We start from the raw sequence: 17781 nt of genomic DNA, 5'->3' as shown, positions 1-17781 counted from the left end.
ATGTAAGGCGAGCAGGACAATCGGTCATTCCCTCCCAGCGTCAGCTACCGTCGTGGATTGAGTCCGAACTCTACGCGCCGGTTGATCCGGCGGCCCGATGCCGTGCCGTTGTCGGCTACCGGGCGGCTTTCTCCGTAGCCTGCGCTGCTGATGCGGCCTTCTTTAATTCCCGTGGCTACGATGAATTTGAGGCAGGCTGCTGCGCGGCGTTCGCTCAACGCCAGGTTGGTTACGTCGGAGCCTACATTGTCGGTATGGCCACTGATGGTGAGATCGTAATCGGGGTATTGCCGCATGATTCCTGCTACTTCGGAGAGCACGATGTAGCTTTCCTCCTTCAGTTTGTCGGATCCGGTTTCGAAGCGCACGGCACGGGCGGCGTACTCGAGACGTTCCTTTACCTCCTGTTTTATTTCGGGACAGCCTGCGTTATCAGCAGTACCGGCCTGGGTGGGGCAGCGGTCGAGGTCGTCGCCGACGCCGTCGCCATCGGTATCGGGGCAACCGTTGAAAGTTCCGGCAATTCCGGGGCATTTGTCTTCGTCGTCGCTCACGCCGTCTCCGTCTTTGTCGGGGCACCCGCTGTCAGATTCACCCGCCAGGTCTGGGCATTTATCGTCTTTGTCGGGGATGCCATCACCATCGGCATCGGGACAGCCTTTGAGGCGGGGGTTGCCTGCGGTGTTGGGGCATTCGTCTTCGCTGTCCTTTACACCATCGCCGTCGGTGTCGGGGCATCCGTCGAGTTCCGCTTTTCCGGCGAGTTCGGGGCATTCGTCGGCTTCGTCGTTGATGCCGTCGCCGTCGGCATCGGGGCAACCCATTTTATCGGCAGGTCCGGCGAGTTCGGGGCATTTATCGTCTACGTTGGGGGTTCCGTCCTGATCGGTATCGGGGCAACCTGCAAGGTTGGCGTTGCCAGCTTCGGTTGGGCAGCGGTCTTTGTCGTCGGTAACGCCGTCCATATCTGCGTCGGGGCAGCCATTGGTGGCCAGTGGGCCGGGCAAGTCGGGGCACTTGTCGTCGCGGTTGATGATACCGTCTTTGTCGGAGTCAATACTGCTGAGGCGGTAAACGTAGCCGATCCCGGCCATGATGTTGTCCCGGTTTTCCTGGTCTGAGATGCGGTATTCTCCCTGGATGTTGAACCAGGAGTTTCCATCGAGCCTGAAGTTCAGGCCGACACCGAGGGGAATCTGACGGTTGGCATTTTCCAGGCGTTCGGATACCACGCCGTAGCCGGCGTGCAGGTAAGGGGAGATTTTTCCGTCTGTTCCGGCAGGGTAGAGCTGGCCCAGAACTTCTATTCCTGAAATTGTGATGTTGTCAAGCTCCCCCACGTCAATGATTCCTACCTTGATGGGAACCATAATGCCGAAGATTTTGCTGAACTGCCTGCGGAAGCCCACTTCGAGGGCAAAGGTAGGTGAGGCCTCGTCGATCCCATCGTTTATACTTTGGTGATCGATGGCCAGCACCCGGGCCGAAAGGGCATTATAAGACTTCAGATTATTCATCTGGGCGGTAAGGCCGAAGGCACAGAGCAGCAACAGGCTGCTCATCAGTAATCTTTTCATGGGAACTCGCTTCTGACAGGGATGACCTCACCCGGGTCTTTAAAAACACAAAATTCGCTTGCTGTTTCCGGGATTGGCTAAATACAGGCTCAAATATAGGAATAAGTTGCAATTGGGAGGGAACGGTGTTAAATTTAGTTGGATCGGTGTGTGTTTTGCGGGAATCGGTTAGTGGCGCAAACGCGGGTGCAAGGCCTTGGTAGAAGCAAGGGAAGGCTCGTACGGTTCCGTTACGCTGCCGGACCGGGCAGCGGTTTTTCCGTAAAAGGAAACTCTGAAGCCTGAGCGCAGACTTTCTTTATTGGTTTAGATGATGCCGGCAGTGAGTTGAAGGGGCTGATCTGTAGCCGTAATTTTTTGCGCTCCTTCTATGAGGTCTGCTCCGCCCAAAATCACCTCGAAATCATCTCCTTTGGAGAGGTACTGCTGCGCCAGGTCCTGTATTTCAGCCGGAGAAATGTCGCGGATGGCATCGTTGAGATTCCTGAGGAGAGCGGCAGGGTCGTATCCTTTTATCAGGGCAGAACGATGGCGGAAACCGTGGCCGAAAGGCCCGTCGAGTTCCATAGAGATGCTGCCGGCAAGGTAGGCTCTTACCATGTCCAGTTCTGCTGTGGGTACCGGGTGTTGAAGGAGTTTATCGATTTCAATGTCGATTTCGTGCCGAACTGCGCCAAGGGTCTCGTTAGCAACGTCGGCCGAAACGCCAAAAGAGCCATCGTAGCGGTAGGTGTCGAGTTCGCTGTCGATGCCGTAGGTGTAGCCTTTTTCTTCCCGGATGTTCTTCATCAGGCGGCTGCTGAAGTAGCCGCCGAAAATAGTTTCGAGAATGACGAGACCGCCGTAATCTTCGCTGCCGATGTGGATGCCGCGCCGTCCCCGTCTGATCATTGTCTGCTGCGCCCGTGGGCGCAGTACCTGAATGATTTGAGGCTGGGCGGGTGTGGCCGGCAGGGTGGGAGCGATAGCCCGTGGCCCGGTAGGTAGCTGCCCGAAGGTGCGCTCAAGCAGGGCCTCTACTTCCCGGTTGATGTGACCGGCAACGTACAAAGTGGCATTACCCGCGTGGAAATGGCTTTTGTGGAAGTTGCGGATGTCCTCCAGGGTGAGCTTTGCGTAATTTTCTTTGTACCCGTTGTAGCCGTAGGGATGATCTGGTCCGAAAACCGACTCGGTGATGAGGCGGAAAGCAAGTGTGTCGTTATCGCTCAGCCCTTCCCGCAGTTGTTGCTTGCGCCGCTTCATGAACTTCCGGAAGCTTGCTTCGTCGAAAGCAGGTTCTGCGATCACCTCGGCCATTACGGGGAAGACTTTACCGGCGTGTTTTATGATCGTGGACAGCGACAGATTAGCCGTATCCATCAGGTCGGGTTGGGCAAGCGCTGTGCCGAACTGTTCGAAGAAGCCTTCCAGGTCTCCGGCGGAACGATGACGGGTGCCTTCCACGAGCATGTCAGCGGTAGCACCGGCCTGAAGTTTCTTGTTTTCGAAGGGGCGCCCGGCGTCCCAGATTAGTTCAACCCTTAACACCGGAGCCTCGACTCCGGGCATAGCAACGACCCGGAGGCCGTTAGAAAGTTTCCAACGTCGCGCAGGTAACAGGGCGGGAATCTTCGGAAGATGGACTTTTGGGGGACGGATGGGATATCTTTTTGATGAACCGGACTTACGGCGGGAAGCAATTGAAAGGAGGCCTGCTGAGCAAATGTTTGCAGAACGGACCGGATCGTACGTGGAGCCTCTCCCCGGAGGGTGGTGGCAGCAGGCGCGAGCCGTCAACAATTGTAACAGGGTAAACCTATACGTAGTCGATTGGGTTGGCCGAAATTCCTTTTAATTGTTTGACCACCTGTGCCGGGTCATCGGCTTTGAACACGGCAGAGCCAGCTACCAGTACTCTGGCACCGGCTTCGAGTACTTTCTGCGCGTTTTGCAGGCCGACGCCACCGTCTACCTCAATGATGGCCGGGCTGTTACGAACAGCGATCAAATCGTACGCCTGACGGATTTTTGCAAGGCTGTGGTAAATGAACTTCTGCCCCCCGAAACCGGGGTTGACGGACATAATGAGCACAAGGTCGATATCTTCAATAATATCTTCGAGCACACTTACTGGTGTGTGCGGATTGAGGGCAACGCCCGCCTTACAGCCAGCGGCCTTTATCTGTTGTACTACCCGGTGGAGGTGCTTGGTTGCTTCGGCATGGACGGTGATGCCGTTAGCACCTGCTTTGGCGAAACTTTCGATATAGCGCCCTGGCTCATCGATCATGAGGTGTACGTCCAGAAATTTTTTAGCGTCTTTGGCGACTTGCTCGATGATGAACTGACCAAAGGATATGTTGGGGACGAAGCTACCATCCATTACATCGAGGTGAAACCAGTCAGCTTCGCTGGAATTGATGAAATCGATGGCCTGGTCGAGGCGGCGGAAGTCGGCGGCGAGTAGAGAGGGAGCTACGAGATGCAAGGTTGGAAGGTTGAGGTTAACGATAGGAGTGGCCGCAAGAGAGCAGGGTCGGCGCAGTACGGCAAAGGTAAGGCGGGGTACCGTGCCCTTAAAACTTACTTTGCATCCTGCGTGCGCGCCAAATAACAAATGGTGGAATGGCAAATCGGGTTGAACCGCCCTTTGATTATCACACTGTTTTTACGCAATCGAGGGTGTAAACGAGCGGAATTAAACCGGCCATTTGCCGGAGGTGCCAGTGGCCCTCCTTGCCGGCCGGGACCATGTCGTCGAAGCAGTTGTAAGGCGAGTAATCGAACTCCCGGAAGCCACGTAGGGTAAGCCCGGCGTTGAGTAATGCCGTGACGACAGAACTGATGGTGTGGTCCCAGTTTACTTCAGTTCCGCTTACACCATCACTACCGTCGGTATAGCTTTTGGTGATTGGTTCGATGATCGGTTCGGGGTTGAAGTAAGGGTATTTGATGGCCGTTCGGTCTTCGTTCCAGAGGTAGGCCATATTGTGGAATTCTGCAAATACGAACTGGCCGCCGGGCTTCAGGTAGCGGTGTACGATGCCCGCCCATTTTTCGATATCCGGCAGCCAGGTAATGGTACCATAACTGGTGAACACGATGTCGAATTCTTCGTCGAGGTGCTGTGGGAGGCTATAGAGGTCGCAGTTGATAAAGCGTGCTTCCAGCCCCGCTTTCTGAGTAAGTTCCCGGGCCGCAGCGATAGCTGCGGGGCTGAGATCGACGCCCGTGACAATGGCGCCTTTACGGGCAAAACTGAGGGTGTCTTGTCCGAAATGGCACTGAAGGTGGAGTATCTTAAGTCCATTGAGGTCCTGAGGCAGTAGTTCCAATTCAGGAGCCTTGAGGGATTCCGCTCCGGCGAGCCAGCCGGGGACATCGTAGAATTCGCTGGAGAGATGGGCTTTAGTACGCTGGTCCCATTGTTCCTTGTTTAGTTTCAGGTAGTCGATCATTGGTCGTTGTGCTGTTTAATGGGTGATGTCGTTTAGGGGTAACTTAGTTTCGTTGCGGAGTTGGTTTGACCATGCCCGGGGAAGGGAAGGGGAAGGCTGTGGCGTTTTGTGGAGGGGGAGTTTTGATTCTCAACTCGGATATATCGACATGTCGGTTTATCAACTTGTCGACATGTCGACAAGTGGGTATTTAAGCAGATTCTCCAGGGTATCTCACCCCAACCTTATTCCTCACTTTAGTGAGCGTACGGTGTAACGTCAACGAGTCTTCCAACGACCAAAGCTGGTTTTCGGTCCTGCCGGCACGAACATCGGCCATTACCGCTTCGGCTTCGTAACGGTATCCGTTGGCTCCTTCGTAATCGAAGTAAAAATTTTCCGGGGGTACATCTTTTCCGCGCAACACACTGAAGCTGCTGGGTTCGTGCCAGCGCGGGTGCCAGTGCAGGCTGGCTTCGCTGCCAATTATCACTGCTTCGGTTTTTGTGCGGCCCAAAACGGTGCTGTAATTATGGCTAAGTTTCCCCCCGGCATGGCGGCAGGTAACCTGGGTATCGAGGTCGACGCCCTGGGGAGAAAGCCGGGCTGTTGCGTGGATTTCCTCGGGCGCACCGAGCAGGAATTGCGAGAGGAACTGTGGGTAAATCCCGATGTCAAGAAGGGCTCCGCCACCAAGCTCGGGGTTCAGAATCCGGTTGCGGACCAGTAATTCAGAGGGCGGGGACGCAGGTGCAGGGCTGAGGATAGTTGCAAGGTCTTTGGCCCGGAATCCGAAATCAGAGCGGATGCTTTGGATTTCGCCGATCAGGCCATCATCAATGAGCTCTTTCAGTTTCAGGGTAGAGGGCAAAAACCGCGTCCAGAGGGCCTCCATGAGGTAAACCTTGTGGGCCCTGGCGGAGGCAATCATCGCTTCGACCTCAGTGATGTTCAGCCCCAGCGGCTTTTCGCAAATTACCGGAATCCCTTTTTCGATGCATATCAGGGCAAGCTCCTTGTGCTGCACGTGTGGCGTAGCGATGTAAACAGCATCTACCCGCGGCCCGCTAAAGGTCTCTTCGTAGCTGCCCGCAGCGAACGTTGCTCCGAACTCTCCCGCAAAGGCCTGTGCTCTTTCCTGCGAGCGTGAGCCTACAGCAACCAGTTTTGCGTCAGGGATAAGGGCTAAGTCAGTGGCGAACTTACGGGCGATGTTGCCTAGTCCTAGAATAGCAAAGTGGAAGGTAGGGTCTGGCATCCGGTGCAGTTGATTGATCTGTTGGAAGATAAAGAATAGCAAATATAGGACAGAACAAAACCACTAACCAGGAGATGGATGAACAAGCTAACCGTACCGGTTCTATTTTTTGCCAAAAGTAAATGCTCCGCCTACGAAACAAGCGATGCTGAGAACGCCGTAAAGGATGGCAGTCGTCTGAGCACCCTCGTCTGTAGCGCCGATCTCAAGTCCAAGGACCTCTACATCAGCGGAAGCTCCCTGGAAAGTAGTGATGCCCAGGTAAGCAAAAACAAGGCCTGCAATAATGAGGATGATGGGGAGAATGGCTTTCATGCATGATGGGGTTTATGAATGTCGGTATAGCGTAATCAGGAGCATCGGTGTTCGGACGACAAAAAAGTCTATCAGAAGAGTACAAAAGATTTATATGCCTGTTTTTTGCTGTCAATCGCCTATTTTGTTATGTTTGCAAGACGGTAATGCGCTGGGAACCCAGTTTGCCGGATTGGAGGATTCATCCTCCGGTTGTTTTGTCTCTTACACCTGAGTAAAATAAGAATGAACTGAATTTACTGCGTTTCCGGGCTTTTCCTGGTGGCGCTATGCTTATTTGATATAACCTAAGGCCCCTATTGTACACACATGAAAATCTACAGCCCCAGGGCTGACAGCATAAATTCACGACACTTACTTCACCACCCAAAATTCGTCTTTCCATATCTGACGTTCATCCCGAACAATTCGTTTTCCCTATGAAAAACTTTACTCCCTATGGGAGACTGCTCCTGTTAGCAGTCTTCCTGCTCTCGGCTACAGCCCTGAGCGCACAACAACCGTGCAATCTTGACCCAGGATTGATCAGCATCTCCGTCGAAAACACCTGTACGGATGCGAGTGGCAACATCGAACAGCCCTACGTTACCATAGACTTCGGTAGCACGGCTGTTGATGGTATGACCGAAATCACCATCGAGTCATTTTTCCTTAACAGCCTGAACCTTGGTACCTATACTATCCCGGTAGAGGTCGTATTTGGTTTTACCACCTTTGAGCTTCCCGGATTCGCGATCGGTACCCCTAACAACTACGTTCGGTTGAACGAGATAGAAGACCTGGAAACGGGTTGTGTCCAAACTTTTGGCGCGGGTGATGTGGAAAGTAATTTCTACTCGCTAACGACGGCGGAAGCCATAACGGTCAGTAAGGACAACACGCGATCTATCGACCCTCCGTGTGCGGATATCCCTACGGGGAAACTTAGTGTCCGGGTAACCCCTACTGACGGAATGTACCCCATCAACCGCTTCACGTCGGCAGATGTACGCCTGGTACCTTCTTCTTTTGCGACCTTCATTTCCATCATTCCTCCGGGAACGTCGCCGAACCCGAACCCCGCTGGAAGTGGGTACTACATTATCGAGACGAATCAGTCCCTGGTATCCGGCGAGTATGCTTTCCTGATTTACGACAACGTTCGTAACTGTGAGGTTGCGTTCGAAGGAGTAGTTGGTGATCCTGCAAACAACTTTGGCGTACTGGGCCAGTCTACTGAAGTGTCTTGCTTCGGAGAAACAGATGGTAGTATTACGATCATCCCGCAGAATGCAGACCCGCAAATCAACGGGTTTCTGTACTACACGCTTAGTGGACCTAACGGTCTTCAACGGACCGGGACCATTGCAGCGAGCAATGGTGTTTACAATATGCCCACTGAATCGAACCTCGAAGCGGGCGATTACAACCTCATCCTGACCGCAAGTAACGGTGGTTGTACCGGTGAAGATGCTGTCACCATCGGTGGGCCAGACGAGATTGTGGTATCTGACCTCGCAGCAGATGCGATTTGTGCCGATGATGCATCCTTTGAGGTGACTGCTTCGGGCATCTCAGGTATTGATGCTGGTGCACGCTATCGCTTCATCGATGCGACTATTGTCGATGCCGACCCTAACAACGATAACGGCTGCTGGAACAGCCCGGTAACGGGAGACTCGCCTCTGAGCAGCGCCGCTAACGGAGATGGTACTTATACTTTCGTTGTCGGAACTCCAGGAACCGGATTTTGCCGGGCAATCGACCAGGATACTACGGTAGCTTTGGTGTTGGAAGTCAAGAACGTAATGACTAACTGTCTTGACACCTTTATGGTAGACCTGCAGATCTACGCAATGCCAGCGGCTCCCGTAGTCGACGCCACGGCTAATGTAAACGGTAGCATCATCGACGATTTCTATTGTTCTGGTCAGGATATTGCCCTGGATATTGCGGATTATGACCCCGCCTTCACTTACGAGATCAGCTACACCGGCGTTCCGGGCGTTTCTGCCGGAGGCCCTGGCGCTGCGCCAGCCAACGATACTTTCCCCTATGTGGACGGCAATACCGTGATTAGCTTCGCGAACAGTACTGACTACGATGCAACGATAGATTTTACGGTGACGAAAACAAACGTCGCAACGGGGTGTACCTCGGCCGTAAACAATTTTTCCACCCGCGTCCGCGCCGAACCCGTACTCACTTCTATCTCAGGAGATGTTTTGCTCTGTTCCGACGAAGCGTACTCTTCCGGACCCATTGAAGTTAATAACGGCAACAATGGCAGCCTCTCTTACAACTACGAATGGTCTTACAACACGAGCGCGCTCTCTCTGAGCGGTGCCCTCGCTGGTAACGAGCCGAGTGGTAATTCTGTGACGGGGACCTTCACCAACACTTCCGGTACAGACCAGGTCGCCAATCTTATCGTGACTCCTGTTTATGTTCAGCAAAACGCAGTAGTAAGCGGAGGCCTTGTGGACAATACCTGTGAAGGACAACCGGTAACTATAAACGTTACCATTTCTGCTCAACCTGATCTGGCTGCCAATCTTGTGGTGGGCCAGAACATTTCCACAACTTTAGCAGGCGGTGAAACAGTCGCTGAAGAGATCTGTAGTGGAGAGACCTTTACGCTCAATAACCTGATGGTGGCCGAGACCTCGGGCACAAAGGCCAAATACGTGCGTTTCGAAGTAGCAGGTGATGCGAGTTTTCTGCAGATTCCTGCCGGGCAAGGACCTCAGTACTTCCCGATTCAGAATTTTGCGATTAACATCAATAACGTAGTCAATACCGACCCGAACAATAACGCGCAGGTAGCAACACTTACGCTGACCCCTTATTTCGAGGACGATGAGAACAACCCCGGCAGTAACCCGCTGGAGTGCGCAGGAGAACCCATCGTTATCATTCTGACGATCAATCCTACTCCGCCGTTCATTGCCGACCAGACCGAGACGGTCTGCTCCGGTGAACGCATCGAGTACACAATCGGAACGGGCAGCATGAGCAGTAACCTGGAGACCAGAATCACGACAGTTACGACTTTTGATGGCTTTACCGAATTTACGGTGCCGGAAGGAGCAGACAGAATTGAGGACTTCACGTTCACCATTACTGGTGCCGACGGAGGTGCTGCGAACGGCTTTAACGGCGGACAAGGAGGGCAGTTGGAAGGCATGCTTTCCTCTACGGAGCTTCTTCCTGGTGATGTAATTCGTGTACGCAAAGGAACTGCGGGTGAAGCCGGAACCACTAGTGGAAACGGCGGCGACGCCACCACCATGGTCGTTATTGCCGGTGGCAACCACATGAGCATTGCTCCGGGCACTATGATTTACCAATTTGTTGCCGGTGGCGGTGGCGGTGCGGGATTTGCCCAGTCGGCAGGTGACGTATTCCCGGCTAATGACAGCAACAGCACCGGCAGTGATGGAGTACAAGGCCAGGGTGGCGGCGGAGCCGGCGGCACCGGGTTCCCAACGGCGCTTGGTGGTGATGGTATGACCAACGGCGGCGGCGGCGGCGGCGGCTGGAGCGGCGGAAACGGTGGCAGCAGCCTTGCCGGCGCAGCCGGTTTATCCGGTTCTTCCTACGCAAGCACTCTGAGTACAAGCCCGACCTTCGTTGCGAAAGCTTCCGGCCAGGCCGACGGTGAAGTACTCGTTTCTTACACCATCGTTTACGATGATATCCGTTTTGAAGATGTTGTGGTCGATTTCGATGCTGATTCTTTGACCAATATTGGCGAGACTATCGTTAACGGTGAAGTAGACACCATTCTTTTTGGTCAGCAGTTCGTGAACAACACGAATAACCCCCAGGATGTCACGTATACTCTGACGCCCGTTACCCAGGCCAACTGTGGAGACATGAGCACCGTAGAGGTTGTCGTTACCATCGAGCCTCAACCTATGGTGGTTATAGAGAGCGGCTCAACGACTACCGTAACGGGTAACGCAATTGATGGTTTTGAAGCTACGGTTTGTAGCGGAGATTCTATTAATGCTGTCCTGAACTCTTTGACTGCTCCTTCTTTAGGCTCCGGACGCCTTTACTTTGAGGTGGCTACTGCAACAACATCCGGAACAGCTCCTTTCGGTAATAACAACCAGGCAGCGAGTAACTCTACTGATTTTGGTGGAAACAATACGGGGGATGATCTCCCTATCGACTTCTTCGAAACAGGAGTATCCAACAATACCGGTGTTGACGGAACGATCACCTACACGATCACACCTTACATCCGTGCTGCAGGCCCAGACTGTGCCGGTGATCCAATCACTTTCACCGTAACTGTACAACCCGGCTTTACCGTTAATTCAAGCCAGCCGTTGGTAAACGTTTGTTCCCGGGAGCCGCTGAATACAGTATTCGATCTTGATGCCAGCCAAACCGGCTCAATCAATATCGCCTACAACAACATCCGGGTAACCGACCTTCGGGTCAGCAGTTCAAGTTCTGATTTCACCCTGACCGGGCTGGACACAACTGGTCTTGCTGCCGGAGGCGTAATGCTGGACCGTACCGGTAACTTCTTCAACGATGCCTTCTTCACCAACCGCACCGGTGGTGGTGTCGGAGTGGAAATAGACGTAGTGTTCATCTCCGGTACCGGCTGTGAAAGCCCCGTTGTAACCTACGACTTCAACGTTCGCGCTGAGCCGATCATCGACGAAAGCAATACAGAAGTGACCGTTTGTGAGGGCGAACCAATCAACCTCTCCGTGATGGCGGCGGCAAACTCAGTTTTTGCCAACAATTTCGCCCCGAACGACGTAACGTTCAGCTATACATTGGATGCCGGAAGCCTGATTCATACCGGAAATACCTACCCAACTACAGGAAACGGGGCATTCTACTTCCAGGGTGATTCCTTTGAAAACCCTACGAGCACACCGCAGACTGCTACTTACACCGTAGTGGCTACTTCCCGGAATGCTTGTGTCAGCCAGCCGGTAACATACACGATAACTGTACTCCCGAGCCCGGAGCTGACAGTAACTGCAAGTCAGGGAGACAGCACCATCACTGGTGAGGAACTTCTGGCGGACATAGAGACCCTTACCATTTGCAGCGGTTCTTCCGTTGACTTTGCGCTTTCACAAGACGTAACCGGAACGGATGTAAGTTACCGGGTTCAGAGAGTCGTTACCGGCAGCGTCACCGACGGTGACGGTTCTGCGATTGATAACTTTGAAGGTGGTCTTGCCATCGCTGATTTCCAGGAGACGCTGGTTAACTCAGGTACTGGAGCAGCTACTGTTCAGTACAACATTGCTGCATACACCTACGGCGGCGACGGTATGGACGGCGACGGCCTGAATGCTTCTGACGATTGCCAGGGCATAACCAAACGCCTTATTGTTGAGGTTTTGCCAGCAACGACCGACGAGGCGTCCTTGGCTACCAACCTCACCATTGATAACCCGAATACGGGAACTACCAACCCCGGAAACGGAGCACAGATATGTGACAACTCCGAGGTGGTTATTCGTCCTCTGACAACTGTCGACCCGATAACTGGCGCCGCTTTCGTATGGCGTCGTGAAAACGATGGCACACCGCTGGGCGGAGTTACTTCGGGCAACGGTACATTCCTGAGCACGGTAAACGGAAACAATTTTTACCCAGCAGCTGGTTCCGACCTGATCCGTCAGGTTCTTACCGCTGAAGACGATCAAACCACCGAGGTCCGTTACATCGTAACGTTATACTCGTTCGGCACGAACGGGGTGGACGATATGCTCGCACCTGGTAGTGATGACTGTATGGGCGACATCGATACGATTACCCTGCAACTTGACCCTACCCCTGAACTGTCTTACGACCTCGAGATTGGTACTGCTGCCATTCAACGTCTTGATCAGAGCGGTTCTCCTTATACCTTTGAAATTTGTAGCGGGGAGGATTTCCTGATCGATAACCTTGACATTCCTGAGCTTGCTGATAATAAGTTTGATTATGTAGAGCTTCGGGCAACTGGAGATGTTGATTTCCTCGGCCTGCCAGCGGGCGGTCCTTTCGTTCAGGTGGCACCTGTGGGTAGCTTCACCCTTGGTGCTCAGAATGTGCAGACCACCAACGGTAACAACAGCGCTCAGACTACACGTATCCGGCTTACTCCTTACTTTGAAGATGGTGTCGATACGAATTCCCGTGATGCTGACGAATGCGGCGGGGAGGATATCGTCCTGATTGTAACCCTCAACCCGACCCCGGACCCGATTGCTCCTGCCAGTGCGACATTCTGCTCCGACGAGTTGACTCAATTCCCGATCCCGACTTCCGGTAACAACTTCCGTAGCCGTGTGGCTAAAACGGAAGATTTCAGTAGCAGCAATGACTATGTTGTCCCTCCCGGAGTATTTTCTATTCGCAACATCAATCTCACCATCACTGGTGGTAACGGTGGAGCTTCTGGCAACGGTGCCCTCCGTGGCGGTCTCGGTCGTAAGATTGAAATTGAGATGAACGAAAGCAGCAACCCTAACCAGGTGCTGCCAGGAGACACCATTCGAGTGCGCAAAGCTGGTGCCGGAACTGATGGCTCTACTTTTGGTGACGGAGGAGATGCTACGCTCCTTTACGTAATCGCAGGCTCTACCCGTGGTATGTTCGCGCAGGGAGATGTGATGGAAGTATTCGTCGCCGCTGGTGGTGGCGGAGCAGGTCAGGCTTTCGCTGGTCAGGATGCTTTGGGCTTCTCAACTAATCCAAGTTCTCCGGCAGCAGCTGATGGTAATGACGGCATTGGCTTAGGTGGCTTCGGCGGAGCAGGCTTCGATGCAATGGATCTGAATTCCGGTAGCCTTGGCGGCAGCGGTCGTGGTAACGGCGGCGGCGGCGGCGGCGGCTGGGCCGGCGGCGATGGTGGTGATAACACCACCGGTATGGCCGGAGATGGAGGTACTTCTTACGCTTCTACTGTTTCAACCATCAATCCTAATACGTTTACGACTAAAGACTTCGGCGATGCCGCAGCGGGTGACGTTAGCATGGACTTTACGCTCGTCTACGACGATGTAGTCTTTACGCTGATTAACCGCAGTGTTGGAATGGGACTGATCGACCTTAGTGCAGCTCCCCTCACCGTTGGCGACTCTGCTACCGACACTATTCTCTTCGGAGAACGCTTTGAAAACCCGACGGATACTCCGATTGATGTCGTTTACACTTTCTCTACTTCCTCTGAGGCCAACTGCCCGGGTAGTGAGGTAATTGTAACGCTGACCATTGAGCCAAATCCAACGCTGGAATTGGCGGGTAACGGCACAACGGTTTTTGACGACGGAAACAACAACTACTCTGCAGCTATCTGTAGCGGAGAGGGAATCAGTGCTACGATTTCTTCGGATGTAATCCCATCCGACGGAGCTGCTGCTCTGCGCGCCCGTGTGCTCACCACCACGGCGGGTAATGGTACCGTTACCTTCGGCAACGACGTTGATGCAGCAAGCCAAAGCAGCTTCTTCAATGGCAATAACCGGCCGAGCGTAACGGATGTGAACTTCTTTGAAACCGAAGTAAGCTACGATGGAACCGATACTGCTACGGTGACCTACCAAATCATTCCGGTAATCATCAGTGGTTCTACCAGCGGTGCTGAATGTTTCGGTGATACGATCACCTTCACCGTATCTGTCTACCCGGAATTCCTCAACGAGGAAGTTGCTCCGGCGCAAGTTGACGTTTGCTCCAATGTATCCCTCGCCGATGCTGGCTTTGATGTTGATGCGGAGCAGTCAGCGGTACTCGTTGCTTATGATTCAATCATCATCGATACTGTTTACAGTGATATTTCGGCTGCCAACGCGGTAAACTTCGAAACGATCTCATCGTCTTACGCCGGTTCGCCAGCTATGGTGCTCCGTTCTGAAGGATTCTTTGGGGCCGACACTTACCGCAACCGTACCGGTGGCCCGGTAGTCGTTACTTATGAAGTACGTCTGGTTTCCGGACCTGACTGCTCAAGCGACCTGATCACGTATGAATTCCGCTACGCCGCGGAACCGGTTATCGATATCGTGGAGTCTGCTACCAATCAGATCGATACAACCATCTGTACCGGTTCTACTACCGGACTGGAAGTATTCCCTGCGGCGAACAGCGCTTTCCCGACTACTACCGGAACGAACGCTTTCCAGAACCGCATAACTATTGAATACGATATCAACCTGCCCGCCGGAATTACGCTGACAAAAACCAACGGCAGCTACCCCGCTACCGGTGGTCGTAATTACATGAAAAACGATGAACTTACGAATACAACGGCCAGCCCGCTGGACGTGACGTACACCGTTAAAGTTGCCAACGGCGCTTGTGCAGGTGATTCTGTAGTGTACACCGTTACCGTTAACCCGAATCCGTTCGCTGACGTAACCCTGATGTCGATGGACAGCACCGAAACCTTTGGCCTCGACAATGCCCGCCTTGGCTTCCCGAATCCTGAGTTCGGAGTTTGTTCCGGCGCGGCAGTGACCGCTGTTGTTCCGGCTACATCTACCAGTGCAGCAGGTACGCTGATGGTGAACTTTGAAGTTACAACTGACGACGACGGAATCTCCGGTTACCCGCTGAATACCATCTTCAACTTCCCGGCGAGTGAACTCGCGGACAGCCTTAGTTATGCTGCCGGAGAACTGGTGAACATGACCGGTGCATCTCAGCTCTTTACCGTCGAGTACCGGGCTTACATTGAAGCCAACGGAACACCTGGTTTCCAGAACGACGGAATTGACTGCCAGTCTGATGGAATTATCCAGTTTGACGTAGTGATTAACCCGGTCAACGGTGCTTTCGCTCAAACTGAAATGGACGGTACTGGTGCAGCCTTCCCGGCAGGTGCCGATACTATCTGTAGCGGCCAGGTATTCGATCTTCTGGTACGGAACAGCAACTCAGCTGGTGTTGCCGTAGACAGTTTCATCGTAGATGTTACTGATGCCGGACTGGATGCCATAGGTTCTACTCCAACGGGAACGTTCACCATACTGGGAGCCGCAACGGCTACCAATGGTGTGCGGAGTCAGGACTTTGCCTACACTAATACCACACCCGGTATTAAAACGGTAACCTACATCGTAACCCCCTACAGCGGAGAGTGTGTCGGAACGCCGGATACAACTACCGTCAGCTACCGCGCCGAGATTGACCTTATCGCTAACGAGTCAGTACTCTGTGCTGATCCTGGTGTGGCAACTTCCCTCTTTGCGATTGATGTCAACGGAGGTATGATCAGCGATACTCCCGGAGAGTACCGTTATGAGTACATCGGAGGTACTGCTGCCGGCTACTCGCTGGAGCGTGGCACCGGAGGAGGAGTCACCTTCGTTGGTGACCCGAACACCCAGGCCAATACAATTGTGTACAATAACCAGCGCAGTGTAACCATTACTCCAAGTTCCAATGCCTCGGCCTTCACGCCAGGTACAGTGAACTTCGAAGTGATCTACAATGATTCTGCCAATGGTTGTGGTGTGATCACTGACACCATCACCCTCAACTTCCAAACCACAGCAGAAGCGGGTATGGCAGACCAGGGATTAGGTATTCTTTGTGATGACGTCAACTTCGTGCTGAACAACGCCCTCATCGGCGAAGACCAGGGAGGCGTATTCTCTTTCACCAACGGCGATCCCGGACTGGGTGTACTGAATGGTGCCAACTTCACCCCAATGGTTGGTGGTGCTGACGCTACTCCGGTGGCAATCGACTTCACCTATACCGTAGGTGGTGGCAACTCTGGTTGTGCAACTGCTGCTGTTGACTTCACCATCATGGTAGAGCCGGCTCCGAACGCAGGTACTTACGATGGAACCATCGGCGAGGCCTGTCAGTCAGCTCCTGTATTCAACCTCTTCAGCCTGCTGGACGGTGAAATGCAGAACGGTACGTTTACCCAAACCGGCGGTGTTGATTTTGTAACCGTCAACCCCGACGGAACGATCAATCAGGATAACATCTCCCCGGGAGCTTATGAGTTCTCTTACGAGGTGGTGAGCGCCAATGGTTGTGGTAGTGATATCGTAACGGGTATCATGGTACAGGTGAACAGCCGTGAGGACTGCTCTACTTTTGTTCCATGTGATGTAATTGAACTCAAGGCTGGCTTCAACACCATCGCTTTCGATGTCATGCCTAATGACAATACGGTAGAAACCATCTTTGCTGATGAGATTGCCTCTAATAACCTACTCACAGTAGTCGCTCTTTATGCTGAAGTTGGTCAGCCACAGTCTTACACTTTCGTTCCTGGCTTTGGCGGTATCAATAACATTCAGGGTGGTCTTCGTCCAGGGTATGGCTACATCGTAGAAGTCGCAACCGATGCTACAATTGAAATCTGTGGCGCTGCTGTAGATACAGATTTGCGTGTAGAGCTTTTAGCGGGCCTCAACATCGTAGGTTATGCTGGTTCCTCTCCTGAGTCTGTATTCTCTTACTTCGATGAATTGATCAGCAACAGCGATTTAGTTCTGGCTCGTTCCCGTACAAATAACCAAACACTGGAAACGATCTTCCAGCCATTTGTATTTGGCAATTTGTTAAATGTAGAGAACAGTACTGGTTACATCATTGACGTAAACTCAGCTTACGGTAATGGTACATGGCGCGATAATGGGCCATTAGCAACCTCTGCTTTTGACCGCCTTTACGGTGTGATTGAGAATGGAGAAGAGTTCGTAGGAGAGATGTTGACTTTCACCGATGCCGAAGGCATGGTTGTTGGTCAAACAGAAGTTCTTGAAGGAGGTATATACATGAACACATTCCTGTTCGGTGACCTCGAAACGACCGAACGTCTGCGCGAAGGGCTTGCCGTGGGTGAAACATTCTTTGCTAACCTGCGTGGCGAGCAAGTCGCTGCCGACCTCAATTTCTCTGGAAACTGGAAACTAACTCGTCTGGACCTCAACTTCTCCAACCTCTCTACAGAGGCTGAAATCGTTGAACACAATAGCAGTTTCAGTATGGAGGTCTTCCCCAACCCAACTCAGGACTTTACTAAGTTGGAACTCAACCTGCCTACTGAGTATGAATCGGTTCATGTTGAACTATTCAGTCTCTTTGGTCAGATGATTAGTGAACAGACAATTGATCAACCTGGGGTTGGACTCGAGCAGATTGACCTGGACCTCTCCGGTTTACCGGCAGGTACCTATCAGGTACGAATTACTGCTGCTGCTGAGATCCTGGCCAATCGTCAGGTTGTTAAACAGTAACT

General features: G+C 52.9%; 7 protein-coding genes. 1 reads left to right on the top strand and 6 read right to left on the bottom strand.

Annotation, left to right across the window (positions count from 1 at the left end; genetic code table 11):
- Positions 1 to 44 precede the first annotated feature (44 nt).
- From FUA23_RS12540 to FUA23_RS12515, 6 genes are all read right to left on the bottom strand, one after another.
- Positions 45 to 1577 carry an OmpA family protein gene (locus FUA23_RS12540; RefSeq protein ID WP_147931094.1) on the bottom strand — a complete coding sequence of 511 codons (1533 nt, stop codon included), beginning with the start codon at positions 1575 to 1577 and terminating at the stop codon, positions 45 to 47.
- A 306-nt stretch (positions 1578 to 1883) separates the two neighbouring features.
- Entirely contained in the window at positions 1884 to 3128 is a 1245-nt protein-coding gene (locus FUA23_RS12535; protein WP_147931093.1) for a M16 family metallopeptidase, read from the bottom strand.
- A gap of 247 nt (positions 3129 to 3375) precedes the next feature.
- Positions 3376 to 4047, bottom strand: a complete 672-nt coding sequence (gene rpe / locus FUA23_RS12530) for a ribulose-phosphate 3-epimerase (RefSeq protein ID WP_147931092.1) — start codon at positions 4045 to 4047, stop codon at positions 3376 to 3378.
- 169 nt (positions 4048 to 4216) lie between these two features.
- Positions 4217 to 5017 (bottom strand): class I SAM-dependent methyltransferase, encoded by an 801-nt coding sequence (locus tag FUA23_RS12525; RefSeq protein ID WP_147931091.1) that lies wholly within the window; start codon positions 5015 to 5017, stop codon positions 4217 to 4219.
- Between the two features lie 190 nt (positions 5018 to 5207).
- The gene (locus FUA23_RS12520) at positions 5208 to 6254 is read right to left on the bottom strand and encodes a Gfo/Idh/MocA family protein (RefSeq protein WP_147931090.1); all 1047 of its coding nucleotides are present in this window, start codon (positions 6252 to 6254) and stop codon (positions 5208 to 5210) included.
- Between the two features lie 102 nt (positions 6255 to 6356).
- Entirely contained in the window at positions 6357 to 6569 is a 213-nt protein-coding gene (locus tag FUA23_RS12515; RefSeq protein ID WP_147931089.1) for a hypothetical protein, read from the bottom strand.
- Between the two features lie 419 nt (positions 6570 to 6988).
- Here FUA23_RS12515 and FUA23_RS12510 point away from each other — a divergent pair, with 419 nt between their 5' ends.
- Positions 6989 to 17779: a PKD-like domain-containing protein gene (locus FUA23_RS12510; protein ID WP_147931088.1), complete on the top strand. Its 10791-nt coding sequence runs from the start codon at positions 6989 to 6991 to the stop codon at positions 17777 to 17779.
- The last annotated feature ends 2 nt before the right edge of the window (positions 17780 to 17781 follow it).

Source organism: Neolewinella aurantiaca (genome assembly GCF_008014675.1).
In the GTDB taxonomy this organism is placed as follows: Bacteria; Bacteroidota; Bacteroidia; order Chitinophagales; family Saprospiraceae; genus Neolewinella; species Neolewinella aurantiaca.
Note: the sequence above shows the minus strand (reverse complement) of the source record. Positions and strands in the feature narration are given on the sequence as shown.